General features: G+C 62.1%; 12 protein-coding genes. 11 read left to right on the plus strand and 1 reads right to left on the minus strand.

The window, feature by feature from the left end; all coding sequences use genetic code 11:
* The first annotated feature begins 173 nt into the window (after positions 1-173).
* The 7 genes from HX818_RS26385 to HX818_RS26415 all read left to right on the plus strand — a co-directional run bounded on the left by HX818_RS26385 (position 174) and on the right by HX818_RS26415 (position 6250).
* Positions 174-755: an alpha/beta hydrolase gene (locus tag HX818_RS26385; RefSeq protein WP_003211820.1), complete on the plus strand. Its 582-nt coding sequence runs from the start codon at positions 174-176 to the stop codon at positions 753-755.
* Positions 756-803: 48 nt separating this feature from the next.
* Entirely contained in the window at positions 804-1724 is a 921-nt protein-coding gene (locus HX818_RS26390; protein ID WP_003211821.1) for a sigma 54-interacting transcriptional regulator, read from the plus strand.
* Between the two features lie 232 nt (positions 1725-1956).
* Positions 1957-2739, plus strand: a complete 783-nt coding sequence (locus tag HX818_RS26395) for a MetQ/NlpA family ABC transporter substrate-binding protein (RefSeq protein ID WP_003211822.1) — start codon at positions 1957-1959, stop codon at positions 2737-2739.
* Positions 2740-3299: 560 nt separating this feature from the next.
* Complete coding sequence (locus tag HX818_RS26400; RefSeq protein WP_003211825.1) at positions 3300-3965, plus strand: amino acid ABC transporter permease; 666 nt, start codon at positions 3300-3302, stop codon at positions 3963-3965.
* A complete protein-coding gene (locus tag HX818_RS26405; protein WP_177021014.1) occupies positions 3946-4605 on the plus strand; it encodes an amino acid ABC transporter permease in 660 nt (219 codons plus the stop codon). Before HX818_RS26400 ends, HX818_RS26405 begins: the two co-directional genes overlap by 20 nt.
* Entirely contained in the window at positions 4602-5378 is a 777-nt protein-coding gene (locus HX818_RS26410) for an amino acid ABC transporter ATP-binding protein (protein WP_003211829.1), read from the plus strand. The genes HX818_RS26405 and HX818_RS26410 overlap by 4 nt, the downstream gene beginning before the upstream one ends.
* A complete protein-coding gene (locus HX818_RS26415; RefSeq protein WP_003211830.1) occupies positions 5375-6250 on the plus strand; it encodes a transporter substrate-binding domain-containing protein in 876 nt (291 codons plus the stop codon). Before HX818_RS26410 ends, HX818_RS26415 begins: the two co-directional genes overlap by 4 nt.
* Positions 6251-6367: 117 nt before the next feature.
* Here HX818_RS26415 and HX818_RS26420 read toward each other — a convergent pair whose 3' ends face one another.
* The gene (locus HX818_RS26420) at positions 6368-7528 is read right to left on the minus strand and encodes an AAA family ATPase (RefSeq protein WP_177021015.1); all 1161 of its coding nucleotides are present in this window, start codon (positions 7526-7528) and stop codon (positions 6368-6370) included.
* 122 nt (positions 7529-7650) lie between these two features.
* Here HX818_RS26420 and HX818_RS26425 point away from each other — a divergent pair, with 122 nt between their 5' ends.
* The 4 genes from HX818_RS26425 to HX818_RS26440 all read left to right on the plus strand — a co-directional run bounded on the left by HX818_RS26425 (position 7651) and on the right by HX818_RS26440 (position 15175).
* Positions 7651-8754: an efflux RND transporter periplasmic adaptor subunit gene (locus HX818_RS26425; RefSeq protein WP_177009308.1), complete on the plus strand. Its 1104-nt coding sequence runs from the start codon at positions 7651-7653 to the stop codon at positions 8752-8754.
* Positions 8751-9821, plus strand: coding sequence for an efflux RND transporter periplasmic adaptor subunit (locus HX818_RS26430; protein ID WP_003211833.1), 1071 nt, complete (start codon positions 8751-8753; stop codon positions 9819-9821). The genes HX818_RS26425 and HX818_RS26430 overlap by 4 nt, the downstream gene beginning before the upstream one ends.
* Positions 9818-12871 carry an efflux RND transporter permease subunit gene (locus HX818_RS26435; RefSeq protein ID WP_087692737.1) on the plus strand — a complete coding sequence of 1018 codons (3054 nt, stop codon included), beginning with the start codon at positions 9818-9820 and terminating at the stop codon, positions 12869-12871. The genes HX818_RS26430 and HX818_RS26435 overlap by 4 nt, the downstream gene beginning before the upstream one ends.
* Before the next feature lie 120 nt (positions 12872-12991).
* Entirely contained in the window at positions 12992-15175 is a 2184-nt protein-coding gene (locus HX818_RS26440; protein WP_177021016.1) for a glycoside hydrolase, read from the plus strand.
* Positions 15176-15218: the final 43 nt, after the last annotated feature.

The following is a 15218-nucleotide window of genomic DNA, read 5'->3' on the forward strand; positions in this document are numbered from 1 at the left end:
GAACCAATAGCGGCCATAACCGAAGAAACGGATATGTACCCCCATCCCCCTAAACCCCCCATCACTCTCAACAAACATTTTGGTTATTAATAAATAGCTTCTTATTCCTTAACGAATATATACCCCGTGCCTATACTGACCCACAACGTTAAACGCTGCAGGAGGGCACACCCATGCACAGCGAGTCGATTCGTTATCTGATCGTGCCGGGCTGGCAAGGATCGCCAGAAGATCATTGGCAAAGTCATTGGCAGAACAGCCTGCCCAACAGCGCGCGCGTGGAGCAGGCCGACTGGCTCACCCCACGCCGCGAAGACTGGGTGGCCGCCCTGGCCGAAGCCATCGCCGCCGACAGCACCCCGGTGATTCTGATCGCCCACAGCCTGGGCTGCATCACCGTCGCCCATTGGGCGGCCACCGCACCGGTGCAATTCCTGCGTCAGGTACGCGGCGCCCTGCTGGTGGCCCCGGCCGATGTCGAACGCCCTGCCTGCGCACCCGCCCTGCGTAACTTTGCGCCAATCCCCAGCCACCTGTTGCCCTTCCCAAGCCAGGTCGTCAGCTCCGACAACGACAGCGCCGTCAGCGCCACCCGCGCCTTGGAACTGGCACGTAACTGGGGCGCCGAAGCGGGAATTCTCGCGGGCGCCGGGCACATCAACGTGAAGTCCGGCCATCAACGCTGGGAACAGGGTTTCGCCTACCTCTATCGCCTGCAAAATCGCCTGGAACATCACTCCCGGCGCCGTGCATAAAATTTTTTAAACGCCCCTTCCCCTTCGTGGATGGGGCGGGAGCCTGCCATGAGCCTGCATGAAACCTTCGGTCAGCCCCTGCTGACCTTCCCCGACGCCGAAAAAAGCCCCCTGAGCATTCGTGCCAAGGCGCTGGTGTTTGTCGACCCGCGTTCGCGGCAACTGCGCGAAGACCTCGAAAACCTCGCCCCCCGTGCCTTGCCCGTGTTGATCCGCGGCGAAACCGGCAGCGGCAAGGAGTTGCTCGCCCGGCATATCCACCGTGGCAGCGACCGCACCGGCCTGTTTGTCTCGGTGAATTGCGGCGCCATCAGCCCGACATACGCCGACGCCGAACTGTTCGGCTACGCCGCAGGCAGCCACAGCGGCGCAGCCAGCAGCCGCGCCGGCTGGTTTGGCTCAGCCAACGGCGGCACGTTGTACCTGGATGAAATCGGCGACTTGCCGCTGCCAATCCAGGTCAAGCTGCTGGCGGCGCTGGAAAACCACGAAGTCACCCGCGTCGGCGCCCATCAGCCAAGCCCGGTGGATGTGCGGCTGGTGGCGGCCACCAGCATCGACCTCGCCCAGGCCGTGGCGGCCGGCAAGTTTCATGAGCGCCTGTTCCATTACCTCAGCGAAGGCCAACTGGAGCTGCCCGCACTGCGCGAGCGGGTGGGCGACATCCTGTCACTGGCCGAATATTTCCTCGGCATCTACAGCCAGCGCCTCGACCTGCCGGTGCCGCTGATCAGCGACGAAGCCCAGCGCGTGCTGGAGCATCACAGCTGGCCGGGCAACACCCGGGAGTTGGAGAACGTGATTCACTTTGCCTTGCTGGTCAGCAGTGGCGACGAGATTTTGCCTGAGCATTTGAACCTGCCCGTGGCGGGTTCACCTGTGGAGCAGGTGCGGCGAATTCTTGGCCACGCCAGCGCCGCCGAGGTTGAAGCCCTGAAAAGCTATCTGAAAGAACACGCTGTTTTGTAGAGCCCGGCTTGCCGGCGATGGCGTCCTCAGGAGCATCGCAAGGCTCAAGACCGCCATCGCCGGTAAGCCCGGGCTCCTGCATGAACAAAATGGAATATCAAAGTGAATAAAAAGTATTGTTCTGGAATAAAAAACCTCGGTATTGTCCGCTCCACGCCGCGATAGCACTTCGCTGGCATCCACTAAAAAAGCGGCCGTCCCAGACGACCCGGATTTTCGATAAGGACACTGCATGAAAAAGGTTCTGTTGTTTACCGCACTGGCGGCTGCCCTGACTGCAAGCTTCGCCCAGGCCAACGAGAAACTGGTGGTAGCCGCTACCCCGATCCCGCACGCCGAGATCCTTGAGCTGGTCAAGCCGACCCTGGCCAAAGAAGGCGTGGACCTGGAAATCAAAGTCTTCACCGACTACGTACAACCGAACGTACAGGTGGCCGAGAAGCGTCTGGACGCCAACTACTTCCAGACCCTGCCGTACCTGGAAAACTTCAACAAGGGTAAAGGCACCAACCTGGTCACCGTAGTGGGTGTGCACGTTGAACCCTTCGGCGGCTACTCGAAAAAAATCAAAAACATCTCTGAGCTCAAAGATGGCGCCACCGTGGCCATCCCGAACGAAGGCAGCAACTCCGGCCGTGCCCTGCTGCTGCTGCAAAAGGCTGGCGTGATCACTCTGAAAGACCCGACCAACGCCCTGGCCACGCCGAAAGACATCGCCAGCAACCCGAAACACCTGAAATTCAAAGAGCTGGAATCGGCGCTGCTGCCACGCGTCCTGGACCAGGTTGACCTGGACCTGATCAACACCAACTACGCCCTGGAAGCAGGCCTGAACCCGGCCAAGGACGCGTTGATCATCGAAGACGCCAAGTCGCCGTACGTGAACTTCCTGGTTGCCCGCCCGGACAACAAGGACAGCGACGCGATCCAGAAGCTGGCCAAAGCCCTGACCAGCCCTGAAGTGAAAGCTTTCATCGAGAAGAAATACAACGGCGCGGTCGTGCCGGCGTTCTGATCGAACCCAAAAACCTCCTTCAAGGTTTAAACGCCGACGGCTTCTACAGCGTCGGCGTTTTTTATGGCTGGAACACAATCGAAATGTGGGAGCGGGCTTGCTCGCGAATGCGGTGGGTCAGCCAACACATCTGCTGACTGATACACCGCATTCGCGAGCAAGCCCGCTCCCACTTTTTGGGACTGTGTCTGCTCAGAGATTCCGGCTATTGATGGCCCTGCGCAGTGCCACCAGCCACTTCACCAGTTCCTGCGGATCAATCGGTTTTGCCTCGTTCATCGCTCACTCCCTCGCTGTTGGTTGGCCGTCAGTCTGGCCACGTACCGCCTATCCCTGAAGTGCAGCTCCGATAAAAAGACCCTTCCTACTTCCCCGGGAACAGTAGCTGTCATCCATCTGCACCGCGAATCCGCAGGTTATCTATTTGGGTGATATCAATATGCTATTTCGGTATTTAAATTTTGCTTTTTATACCTTTAAAGTCGGCGCTACCCGGCGTTACCCACGCTGGACCGGACCGCACCAACGCCGCTTTACCCCTGCGGCGTCAGGGATTTCAGATGACCTTCGATTACGCATTTATCCTCAGCACGCTGCCGGCGTTTCTCAAGGCCGTGGGCGTTACCTTGCAAGTCGGCCTGATCGCCATTGGCACCTCCATGCTGGTGGCCTTGATCAACGCCGCGCTGCTGGTGTTTCGCACGCCCTACGTGTGGCGCCTGGTGGCGCTGTACGTGGAGTTGGCGCGCAACACACCGCTGCTGATCCAACTGTTTTTCGTCTACTTCGCGTTGCCCGCCCTGGGGCTGAATATCTCCGGGTTCTGGGCGGCAATCATCACCATGACCTTTCTCGGCGGCGCCTACCTCACGGAAGTGTTGCGCGCCGGTGTCGAGGCGGTGCCGCTGGCACAGATCGAATCGGGCAAGTCCATCGGGCTGTCCCACTGGCAACTGCTGCGCCATGTGATCCTGCCCCAGGCCGGGATCCTCAGCCTGCCGGCGCTGTTTGCGAACTTTATTTTCCTGCTCAAGGAAACCACGATCGTGTCGGCGGTGGCGGTGCCGGAGATTCTCTACACCACCAAAAGCTATATCGCCCTCTACTACAAAACCTACGAAATGCTCGCGGTGCTCACGTTGATCTGCGTGCTGTTATTCCTGCCGCTGTCGCTGCTGCTCAGCCGCCTTGAAAGGAGGCTCCAGCATGGCCAGTTCGGGTCTTGAATTACTCTGGGTGTCCTTGCCGCAACTGGGCAAGGGCGCGGCGCAAACCCTGTCGATCTCGTTCTTGAGCATCGCCTTCAGCACCGTCGGCGGCGTGGTGTATGGCGTACTGCGCACGTTGAATTCGAAAGCGATCAACCTGGTGCTGCGGATTTACCTGGAGCTGTTCCGTGCCATTCCGGTGTTGGTGTGGTTGTACTTGCTGTTCTTCGGCCTGCCGATTTTCTTTGGCCTGAGCATTCCGAGCTTCTGGTGCGCCGTGCTGGTGTTGTCGCTGTGGGGTGCCAGTGAAGTCGGCGAAGTGGTGCGCGGTGCGTTGCATTCGTTGCCCCGTGGCCAGCGTGAAGCCGGCCTGTCGATTGGCCTGTCGGACCCGCAACTGTACGGCTACGTGCTGTTGCCCCAGGCCCTGAAACGCATGACGCCGCCGACCATCAACGTCTACACCCGCATCATCAAGACCAGCTCCCTGGCGGTGCTGATCGGTGTGGTGGACGTGATCAAGGTCGGCCAGCAAATCATCGAGCGCACCTACGAGTCGGTGTTGATCTACGGCGCGCTGTTCCTGTTTTTCTTCTTTATCTGCTACCCGTTGTCGGCCGCCTCCAAGCTGCTGGAACGGCGCTGGGCCCAAGCATGAGCGCATTGATCGAGTTCCAGGGTTTCAACAAGTTTTTCGGCGACCAGCAGGTGCTCGACGGCATCGACCTGAGTGTTCAAAGCGGCGAAGTGGTGGTGATCCTCGGCCCCAGCGGTTGCGGCAAAAGCACCTTGCTGCGGTGCCTCAATGGCCTGGAAGTGGCCCACAGCGGCAGCCTGCGTTTTGCCGGCAAGGAGCTGCTGGACAAGGCCACCGACTGGCGCCAGGTGCGCCAGGACGTGGGCATGGTGTTCCAGAGTTATCACCTGTTCCCGCACATGAGCGTGCTCGACAACCTCCTGCTCGGCCCGCTGAAAGTGCAAAAACGCGAGCCCCGCGAAGCCCGGGCCCAGGCTGAAAAACTGCTGGAACGGGTGGGCCTCTCCGACAAACGCGACGCCTACCCGCGCCAGCTGTCGGGCGGCCAGCAGCAACGCATCGCCATCGTCCGCTCGTTGTGCATGAACCCGCAGGTCATGCTGTTTGACGAAGTCACCGCCGCCCTCGACCCGGAGATGGTCAAGGAAGTACTGGAAGTGATCCAGGGCCTGGCCCGGGACGGCATGACGCTGCTGATCGTCACCCATGAAATGGCCTTCGCCCGCGCCGTCGCCGACCGCGTGGTGTTCATGGAGGCCGGCCGCATCCTCGAACAAAACACCCCCGAGGCATTCTTTACGAACCCGCAAACCGCACGCGCGCAGCAGTTCCTGGAGAAGTTCTCCTTCGTTTCAACACTGCCCAAAAGAACCAAGGAACTGGAGCTGTCATGAAAACTGCCAAGTTGTTATTCCCCCTGTTCGGCCTCGCTTTGCTGGCCGGCTGCAATAAGTCCGAAGAGCCCGCCAAGACGGCTGCCGCTGCCACCCCGGCACCCGCTGCGGTGAGCTACATCGACAAGATCAAGGCGCGGGACAAGCTGATCGTCGGCGTATTCACCGACAAGCCGCCGTTTGGTTTCGTGGATGAGTCCGGCCGTTATGTCGGCTTCGATACCGACATCGGCCGCCGTTTCGCCAAGGACCTGCTGGGCGACGAGAACAAGGTTGAATTCGTCGCGGTGGAACCGGCGAGCCGCATTCCGTTCCTGCAAAGCGACAAGGTCGACCTGATCCTCGCCAACATGACGGTGACGCCGGAGCGCAAGGAAGCGGTGGACTTCACCAACCCGAACCTGAAAGTCGCGGTGCAGGCCCTGGTGCCGCAGGACAGCTCGGTGAAGAGCCTGGACGACCTGGCGACCCGCACCACCATCGTCACCACCGGCACCACCGCGGATATCTGGCTGACCAAGAACCACCCGGACTGGAAACTGCTGAAGTTCGAGAAAAATTCCGAGTCGCTGCAAGCGTTGTCGGCGGGCCGTGGTGATGCCTATGCCCAGGACAACCTGGTGCTGTTCAGCTGGGCCAAGCAGAACCCGGGCTATCGCGTGCTGGAGCAGAAACTGGGGGATGAAGCGCCGATTGCGCCGGCGGTGAAGAAGGGCAACATCGAATTGCGGGATTGGGTGAATACCGAGCTGGCAAAGTTGGGCGAAGAGAAGTATTTGCTCAAGCTGTATGACCAGTATGTTCGCAAGGAACTGAGCGATGACACCAAGCCGGAAAGCGTGATTGTTGAAGGCGGGAAGTGGCAGGGTTGACCCGTCAATGATCGTTCCCACGCTCCGCGTGGGAATGCCGCCTTGGACGCTCCGCGTCTGCTGCTGGGACGCGGAGCGTCCCGTGATGCGTTCCCACGCAGAGCGTGGGAACGATCATCAGCTGGGCCAATGCCACGCCGGCTCATCCAGCACCCGCTGCCCCACCACCTGCGTCTGCCCCATCACCTTCTCCAGCACGATCGAATTACACCCTTCATCCTGCTGCAACGCCGCAATCAAGCGGCTGGCATGGGACACCACCCACACCTGACACTGCTGCGACACCTGAATGATCAGCCGCGCCAACGCCGGCAACAGGTCCGGGTGCAAGCTGGTTTCCGGTTCGTTCAATACCATCATCGTCGGTGGCCTCGGCGTCAGCAGCGCCGCCACCAGCAGCAAGTAGCGCAAGGTCCCGTCCGACAGCTCCGCCGCCGATAACGGCCGCAGCAATCCTTCCTGATAAAACTCGATGGCAAAGCGTCCGCCCTGCAACGGCTCGATATTCAACCGCGCGCCCGGAAACGCATCGCTGATCGCCCGCTGCAACGCCTCGGGGTCGCCGATCTCGCGGATGGTCTGCAACGCCGCCGCCAAGTCCCGCCCATCGTGATGCAGCACCGGCGTACGCGTGCCCAGTTGCGGCTGGCGCACCGGGGCGTCGACGTCGCTGCGAAAGTGGTCATAAAAGCGCCAGCCGCGAATGCTTTCGCGCAGCAGCAACACCTCCGGCGAACCCCGCAGGCTGCCGACCTGATCGAACAGGCTGTGGTAGTTCGGCGTGTGCTGGGCCAGTACATCCCAGGCGCGGCCATCGCGGGCACGTACCATCGGGCCGGAGCGCTGCACCAGCAGGCTCGCCGGACGGTACACGTGGCCGGCCCAGATGCATTCTTTCTTGATCTCCGGGTCCAGGGAAAAATAGGACAAGGTCTTCTCGGGCAACCCCAGGGAAATCGCATAGCTGAAATCCTCTGCGGCAAACCCCAGGCGCAGGCGCTTGGCGCCCTGGCGGACGATGGGCTCCACCGCCACTTCACCACTGAGCATGCGCCGGCTGATGCTTTCCGGCCCGGCCCAGAAGGTTGAATCCAGCCCACCCTCGCGGGCCAGTGCGTTGATCACGCCGCCCTGGGCCGTTTCCGCCAGCAGCCGCAGGGCGCGGTACAGGTTGGACTTGCCGCTGCCATTGGGGCCGGTAATCAGGTTCAACCGATCCAGCGGCACCACCAATTTGTTGATCGAGCGGTAATTGGCCACCGCGAGGGTCTTGAGCATGAGAAAAATTATCGGTTTGGGAACCCCTGGAGTATGGGATTCTCCATGCAGATAAGGAACCCTGTTCTAAGCTCACAGTCGCATAGACACTGGCACGTCGGCATCACGCAAAAGGAGCCTGCATGGGCGGTCACAAACTCACATTTATCCTCGGCCTTGGCCTGCTGGCGCTGCTGAGCGGTTGCGGCCAGGAAAAAGCCGAACCCAAGGAACATTCCCGGGTGTTTGTGCAGACGGTGAAGTCCACCGACTTTGCCGCCGCCGTGACCTTGACCGGCGATATCCAGGCCCGGGTGCAGACCGATCTGTCGTTCCGCGTCGGCGGCAAGATCATCCAGCGCATGGTGGATGTCGGCGACCGCGTCAGCGCCAAGCAGGTGCTGGCCAAGCTCGATCCGAAAGATTTGCAGACCAACGTCGACTCCGCCCAGGCCCAGGTGGTCGCCGAGCAGGCGCGGGTCAAGCAGACCGCCGCCGCGTTTGTGCGCCAGGAAAAACTCTTGCCCAAGGGCTACACCAGCCGCAGCGAATACGACTCTGCCCAGGCCGCGTTGCGCAGCAGCCAGAGTGCGCTGACCGCCGCCCAGGCGCAGTTGGCCAATGCGCGCGAGCAGTTGGGCTACACCTCGCTGGTCGCCGACGCGCCGGGCATCATCACCGCCCGCCAGGCCGAGGTGGGCCAGGTGGTGCAGGCCACCGTGCCGATTTTCAGCCTGGCCCGGGATGGCGAGCGCGACGCGGTGTTCAACGTCTATGAATCGCTGCTGGTGGAGCCGCCGCCGGACAAACCGATTACCGTCAGCCTGCTGGAAAATCCGCAGATCACCGCCGTGGGCAAGGTGCGCGAAGTCACCCCGGCCGTTGCCGCCAATACCGGCACGGTGCAAGTCAAAATCGCCCTCGACGCGCTGCCCAAGGGCATGCAACTGGGCTCGGTGGTCAGCGCCACCGCCAACGGGCCGGCCAAGGCCAGCATCGAATTGCCGTGGGCTGCCTTGACCAAAGACATCAGTGCGCCGGCTGTCTGGCTGATTGACGGCGACGGCAAGGCGCAACTGCACAAGGTCACGGTCGCGCGTTATCTCACCGGCAAGGTGATCATCAGCGACGGCCTCAAGGGCGGCGAAAAAGTCGTGGTGGCCGGCGGGCAATTGCTGCATCCCGGCATGATCGTGGAAATCGCCCAGCCGCCGGATCAGGCCCAGGCCCAGGGAGTGCAGCCATGAAGCAGTTGACGTGTGTGCTCGCCGCCAGCCTGCTGTTGATGGCGTGTTCCAAGGAAGAACCGGCGCCGGAACCGGTGCGCCCGGTGCTGTCGATTGAAGTGAAAGCCGAGGACCAGGAAAACCTCGGCCGCTTCGCCGGCACGATCCAGGCCCGCTACGAAAGCAATCTCGGTTTCCGTGTGCCAGGCCGTATCGCCCGGCGCGCGGTCGACGTGGGCGCTGAAGTGCAGCAGGGCGCGTTGCTCGCCGTGCTCGACCCCACCGATCAACAGAACCAGTTGCGCGCCGCCCAGGGCGACCTGGCCCGGGTCCAGGCACAGTGGATCAACGCCCAGGCCAATGCCCGCCGCCAGCAGGAACTGTTCAACCGTGGCGTCGGCGCCCAGGCCCAACTGGACATCGCCCAGACCGACTTGAAAACCACCCAGGCTTCCCTGGATCAGGCCAGGGCCTCGGTCAACCAGGCCAAGGACCAGCTCAACTACGCCGAACTGCGTACCGACCATGCAGGCATCGTCACCGCCTGGAATGCCGAGGCCGGCCAGGTGGTCAGCGCCGGGCAGCAAGTGGTGACCCTGGCACGACCGGACATCAAGGAAGCCGTCATCGACTTGCCCGCCGGCCTCGCCGAGCGCCTGCCGCCGGATGTGGTGTTCCTGGTCGCCGGGCAGATGGACCCCACGGTCAGCACCACCGCCACCGTGCGCGAGATCGAACCCCAGGCCCAAAGCGCCACGCGCACCCGTCGCGCCCGCCTGACCCTGGCGGAAACACCGCCCGCGTTCCGCCTTGGCACCGCCATCAGCGTGACCCTGAGTTCAGCCATCGCGCCGCGTATCGAACTGCCCCTCAGCGCCTTGCAGGAAGCCGACGGCAAGACCCGCATCTGGGTCATCGACACCCAAAGCCAGACCGTACAGCCCCGTGACGTCAGCATCGTCAGTCGTGACGCCGACAGCGCCTTGCTCAATGCCGGCGTCAAACCCGGCGAGCGTGTGGTGAGTGCCGGTGTGAACAGCCTGAAGCCCGGGCAAAAAGTCAAAATCGACGAGGACAGCCCGCGATGAAAGGGAGCTTCAACTTATCCGACTGGGCCCTCAAGCATCAGTCCTTCGTCTGGTACCTGATGTTCGTCGCGCTGCTGATGGGCGTGTTCTCGTACATGAACCTCGGTCGCGAGGAAGACCCGTCGTTCACCATCAAGACCATGGTGATCCAGACCCGCTGGCCGGGTGCGACCCAGGAAGAGACCCTGAAGCAGGTCACCGACCGCATCGAGAAAAAACTCGAAGAGCTGGACTCCCTCGACTACGTGAAGAGCTACACCCGGCCCGGCGAGTCCACGGTGTTCGTGTTCCTGCGGGACACCACCAGCGCCAAGGACATCCCGCAGATCTGGTACCAGGTCCGCAAGAAGATCGACGATATTCGCGGCAGCTTCCCCCAAGGCTTGCAGGGGCCGGCGTTCAACGACGAGTTCGGGGATGTGTTCGGCTCGGTGTACGCGTTTACCGCTGACGGCCTGTCGATGCGCCAGCTGCGCGATTACGTGGAGCAGGTGCGCGCCGAAATTCGTTCGGTACCGGGGCTGGGCAAGGTCGAGATGATCGGCCAGCAGGACGAAGTGATTTACCTGAATTTCTCCACTCGCAAACTCGCAGCGCTGGGGATCGATCAGCGCCAGGTGGTGCAGAGCCTGCAATCGCAGAACGCCGTGACCCCGGCTGGGGTGATCGAGGCCGGGCCGGAGCGGATTTCGGTGCGCACTTCCGGGCAGTTCGCCTCGGAGAAGGACCTGGCCAACGTCAACCTGCGGCTCAATGACCGTTTCTATCGGCTGGCCGACGTGGCGGAAATCACCCGTGGCTATGTCGACCCGTCGACGCCGATGTTCCGCTTCAACGGCAAGCCCGCCATCGGCTTGGCCATCGCCATGCAGAAGGGCGGCAACATCCAGGACTTCGGCAAGGCCCTGCACAAACGCATGGACGACCTGACCGCCGACCTGCCAGTGGGTGTGGGCGTGCACAAGGTTTCCGACCAGGCCGAAGTGGTGGAGGAGGCCGTTGGCGGCTTTACCAGCGCGTTGTTCGAGGCGGTGATCATCGTGCTGGTGGTGAGCTTTATCAGCCTCGGCGTGCGTGCCGGGTTGGTGGTGGCGTGCTCGATCCCGCTGGTGCTGGCGCTGGTGTTCGTGTTCATGGAATACAGCGGCATCACCATGCAGCGGGTGTCGCTGGGCGCGTTGATCATTGCCCTCGGCCTGTTGGTGGACGACGCGATGATCACCGTGGAGATGATGATCACGCGCCTGGAAAAAGGCGAGACCAAGGAGCAGGCGGCGACGTTCGCCTACACCTCCACCGCGTTCCCGATGTTGACCGGCACGCTGGTGACCGTCGCCGGGTTTGTGCCGATTGGCCTCAACGCCAGTTCGGCGGGGGAGTACACCTTCACGCTGTTCGCGGTGATTGCCGTGGCAATGCTGGTGTCGTGGGTGGTCGCGGTATTGTTCGCGCCGGTGCTCGGGGTGCATATCCTCAGCAGCAAGGTAAAACCCCACAATGCCGAGCCCGGCCGGGTGGGCCGGGCGTTCAATGGCGGCATGCTCTGGGCGATGCGTAACCGCTGGTGGGCCATTGGCATTACCGTGCTGCTGTTTGTGGCGTCGGTGTTTTCGATGCAGTTTGTGCAGAACCAGTTCTTCCCGTCTTCTGACCGTCCGGAAATCCTCGTCGACCTCAACCTGCCGCAAAACGCCTCGATCAACGAGACCCGCAAGGCCGTCGACCGTCTTGAGGCGATCATCAAGGACGACCCGGACATCGCCCGCTGGAGCACCTATATCGGCCAGGGCGCGATCCGTTTCTACCTGCCGCTGGACCAGCAACTGGAGAACCCGTACTACGCGCAACTGGTGATCGTCAGCAAGGGCCTGGAAGAGCGCGGCGCCTTGATTGCGCGCCTGCAAAAACGCCTGCGGGAAGATTTTGTCGGCGTGGGCAGCTTCGTGCAGCCACTGGAAATGGGCCCGCCGGTGGGGCGTCCGATCCAGTACCGGGTGTCTGGCAAGGACATCGACCAGGTGCGCAAACACGCGATCGAACTGGCGACCATGCTCGATAAAAATACCCACATGGGCGAGATCATCTACGACTGGAACGAGCCGGGCAAAGTCCTGCGGGTGGACATCGCCCAGGACAAGGCGCGGCAACTGGGGCTGTCGTCGGAAGACGTGGCGCAGTTGATGAACAGTGTGGTCAGCGGTGCGTCGGTGACCCAGGTGCATGACGATATCTACCTGATCAACGTGGTCGGCCGCGCCGAAGATGCCGAACGCGGTACGCCGGAAACCTTGCAGAACCTGCAGATCGTCACGCCCAACGGCACCTCGATTCCGCTGCTGGCGTTTGCCACCGTGCGCTATGAGCTGGAACAGCCGTTGGTGTGGCGTCGCGACCGCAAGCCGACCATCACCATCAAAGCGGCGGTGCGCGACGACATGCAGCCGACCGACCTGGTGAAACAGCTCAAGCCGGACATCGACAAGTTCAGTGCTGGGTTGCCGGTGGGCTACAAGGTCGCCACCGGCGGCACCGTGGAAGAAAGCGGCAAGGCCCAGGGCCCGATTGCCAAGGTAGTGCCGTTGATGCTGTTCCTGATGGCGACCTTCCTGATGATCCAGCTGCACAGCGTGCAGAAGATGTTCCTGGTGGCCAGCGTGGCGCCGCTGGGGCTGATTGGCGTGGTGTTGGCGCTGATTCCCACGGGCACGCCCATGGGCTTTGTGGCGATTCTGGGGATCCTTGCGCTGATCGGCATCATCATCCGTAACTCGGTGATCCTGGTGACGCAGATCGACGCCTACGAGCGCGACGGCTACACGCCGTGGGACGCGGTGGTGGAAGCTACCGAACACCGGCGCCGGCCGATCCTGCTGACCGCAGCAGCGGCCAGCCTGGGCATGATCCCTATCGCCCGTGAAGTGTTCTGGGGCCCGATGGCCTACGCGATGATCGGCGGGATCATCATCGCCACCTTGCTCACGCTGCTGTTCCTGCCGGCGCTGTACGTGGCCTGGTACAAGATTCGCGAGCCGAAGAAAGAACAAGCCTGACGGCCACAGCGGTGACATTCCTACACGGACGTGGGAATGTTCCCTGAAACATTTTTTTGCCCTTCGCACCCGATCAATTGTTTTACCCTCCGGGCCTGATCCTTTGCCAAGGCCTGCCCCATGCGTTGTTTCCTGCTGGTTTGTAGCTTGTTACTGTCGCCCGTGGCCCTTGCCGGCACGGTGCTGGAGAACGCCCTGTGGCGGGTTGAGATCGACCCGGCGACCCTTGCGATCCACGTTTTCCCCAGCGACAAGACCGCCGTGCAGGCTTCAAGCGGAGGCCCTGCGCACAGGGTCAACCAGCTCTCCCAAAGCACCCGTCAGGCCAGTTGGCAATGGGACGATGGCGCCTATCGCCTGAGCGCCACCCTCGAGCAACGGGATCTTGCCCTGACGATTACCGCCCGTGATGCCGGTGAGTTGGCGATCCTGCGCCAACCCGCCAGCGCCATGGGCAAGGGCCTGATCTGGCCCCTGGCCGAAGGGCATTACGTGCCGGCGGGCAATGGTGTGTGGCAGGACTTCCTGCTGGAACAGGGCGACGTCAACACCACCCAGGACCTCAGCTTGCCGCTGTGGGGCGTGGATCACGGCGCGTTTACCCTCAACTGGCTGATGACCAATCCTTACAACAACCGTCTGCACTGGCAGGCCGACGGCAAAGGACTGGCGTTGTCCGCCTTCCATGAATTCACCACGCTGGACCCCGCGGCACCGATGACCGTTCTGTTGCACCTGGGCGAAAGCGACCCGCTGGCCGGCGCCAAGCGTTATCACCAGTGGCTGGTGGAGCAGGGGCTGTTTGAACCGTTGGCGGACAAGTTGCGGCAAACCCCGGAAGCGGAAAAGCTGCTGGGCGCCAGCCATATCTACCTGTGGGGCAATGATCTGCTGGCTCCGGGGGATGTGCGCGACTGGCCGCAACTGCTCAAGCTGCTACGCAGCGGCAAAGGCTTGGCGGCTGAATTGAATGGCTTGCTGGACAAAGAGGCTGCGCAGGTTCGGCAGGTCAAGCAACCGTATGAGCAGGCTGTCTTGCTGCGCGGCCTGAACGCGGCGATCAACACAAAGGCCCGGCAAAGCTGGCAGCCCTCCACCGAGCCGAATATGACCCAACTCGCTGACGGTTATGGTGCGCTGCGTCGTGAGTTGGCCGTGGCCTTTGCCGGTGCATTGAGCGCAACGCCCGAGACCTGGGGCAATACCTTGTCGGTCACCAATGCATTGAAAGGCGCTGGCCTCAAACGCTTGCTGGTGACCCAGGGCGAAGGCTGGGAAGGCGGGCTCTGGCATCCTGAGGCGGTGAAGACCGGGGTCGAAGCCGGTTACCTGATGGCGCCCTACGACTCTTATGAAACGGCACTGTCGGCCACTGAAAATCCCGACTGGACCACCGCGCACCTGGGCAGCAAGGCCTATGGCGAGTGCGCGATCGTGTTGAAGGGCGGCCAGCTCAAGACAGGCTTCCAGAAGTCCGGCCACTACACCGACCCGCGCTGCGTGCGGCCGTTGCTGGAGGCGCGGATCAAGGCGGTGCAGGCCAAGTCCGGGTTCAACGCCTGGTTCCTCGACGCCTATGCCACCAGCATGTTGTTCGACAGCTATCGCACGGGTGCGAGCATGACCCAGGCACAAAATGCCGAAGGCAATATCGATGCGGCCCGCTGGATCAATACGGCGCTGAAGTTGCCGGCAGGTTCCGAGGACGGCAACGCGATCACCGCCCGAGGCATCCTGTTTGCCCACGGCATGCAAACGCCGGTGCTGGGCTGGGGTGATCGTGAGATGACCAAGGACAGGCAGTCGCCGTATTACGTCGGGGCCTGGTACCCGCCGGAACAGCCGGCGGTGTTCTTCAAGTCGGTGCCGTTGAAAGAGCCGTTTCGCACGATCTACTTTGACCCGACGATGCGCCTGCCGCTGTATCAGGCGGTGTTCCATGGCTCGGTGATCACCACCCACCATTGGCTGTTCGACAGCCTGAAACTGAGCAACGTGCGGGCCGAAAACGAGCTGACGCAACTGCTCTACAACGTGCCGCCGCTGTATCACCTGAGTGCGGCGACGGTGAAGCAGCGCTTGCCGGTGATTCAGCGCCAGGACGCGTTCTTCCGGCCGCTGCATGAGCGGTTGGCGACTCAGGCGATGACCGATTTTCGCTGGCTGACCGAAGATAAACAGGTGCAGCAGACCACGTTTGCCGATGGGACGCGGTTGGTGGCGAATTTTGCTGAGGGGCGTATTACGGCTTTTGTACCTGGCGCCCAGGCTGTGGTGTATCAGGTGGATGAGTGGCGGCTGTGAGTCCTTCGCGAGCAAGCCCGCTCCCACAGGGGAATGCATTCCA

It is taken from the genome of Pseudomonas sp. F9001 (assembly GCF_013385435.1).
Taxonomy (GTDB): domain Bacteria; phylum Pseudomonadota; class Gammaproteobacteria; order Pseudomonadales; family Pseudomonadaceae; genus Aquipseudomonas.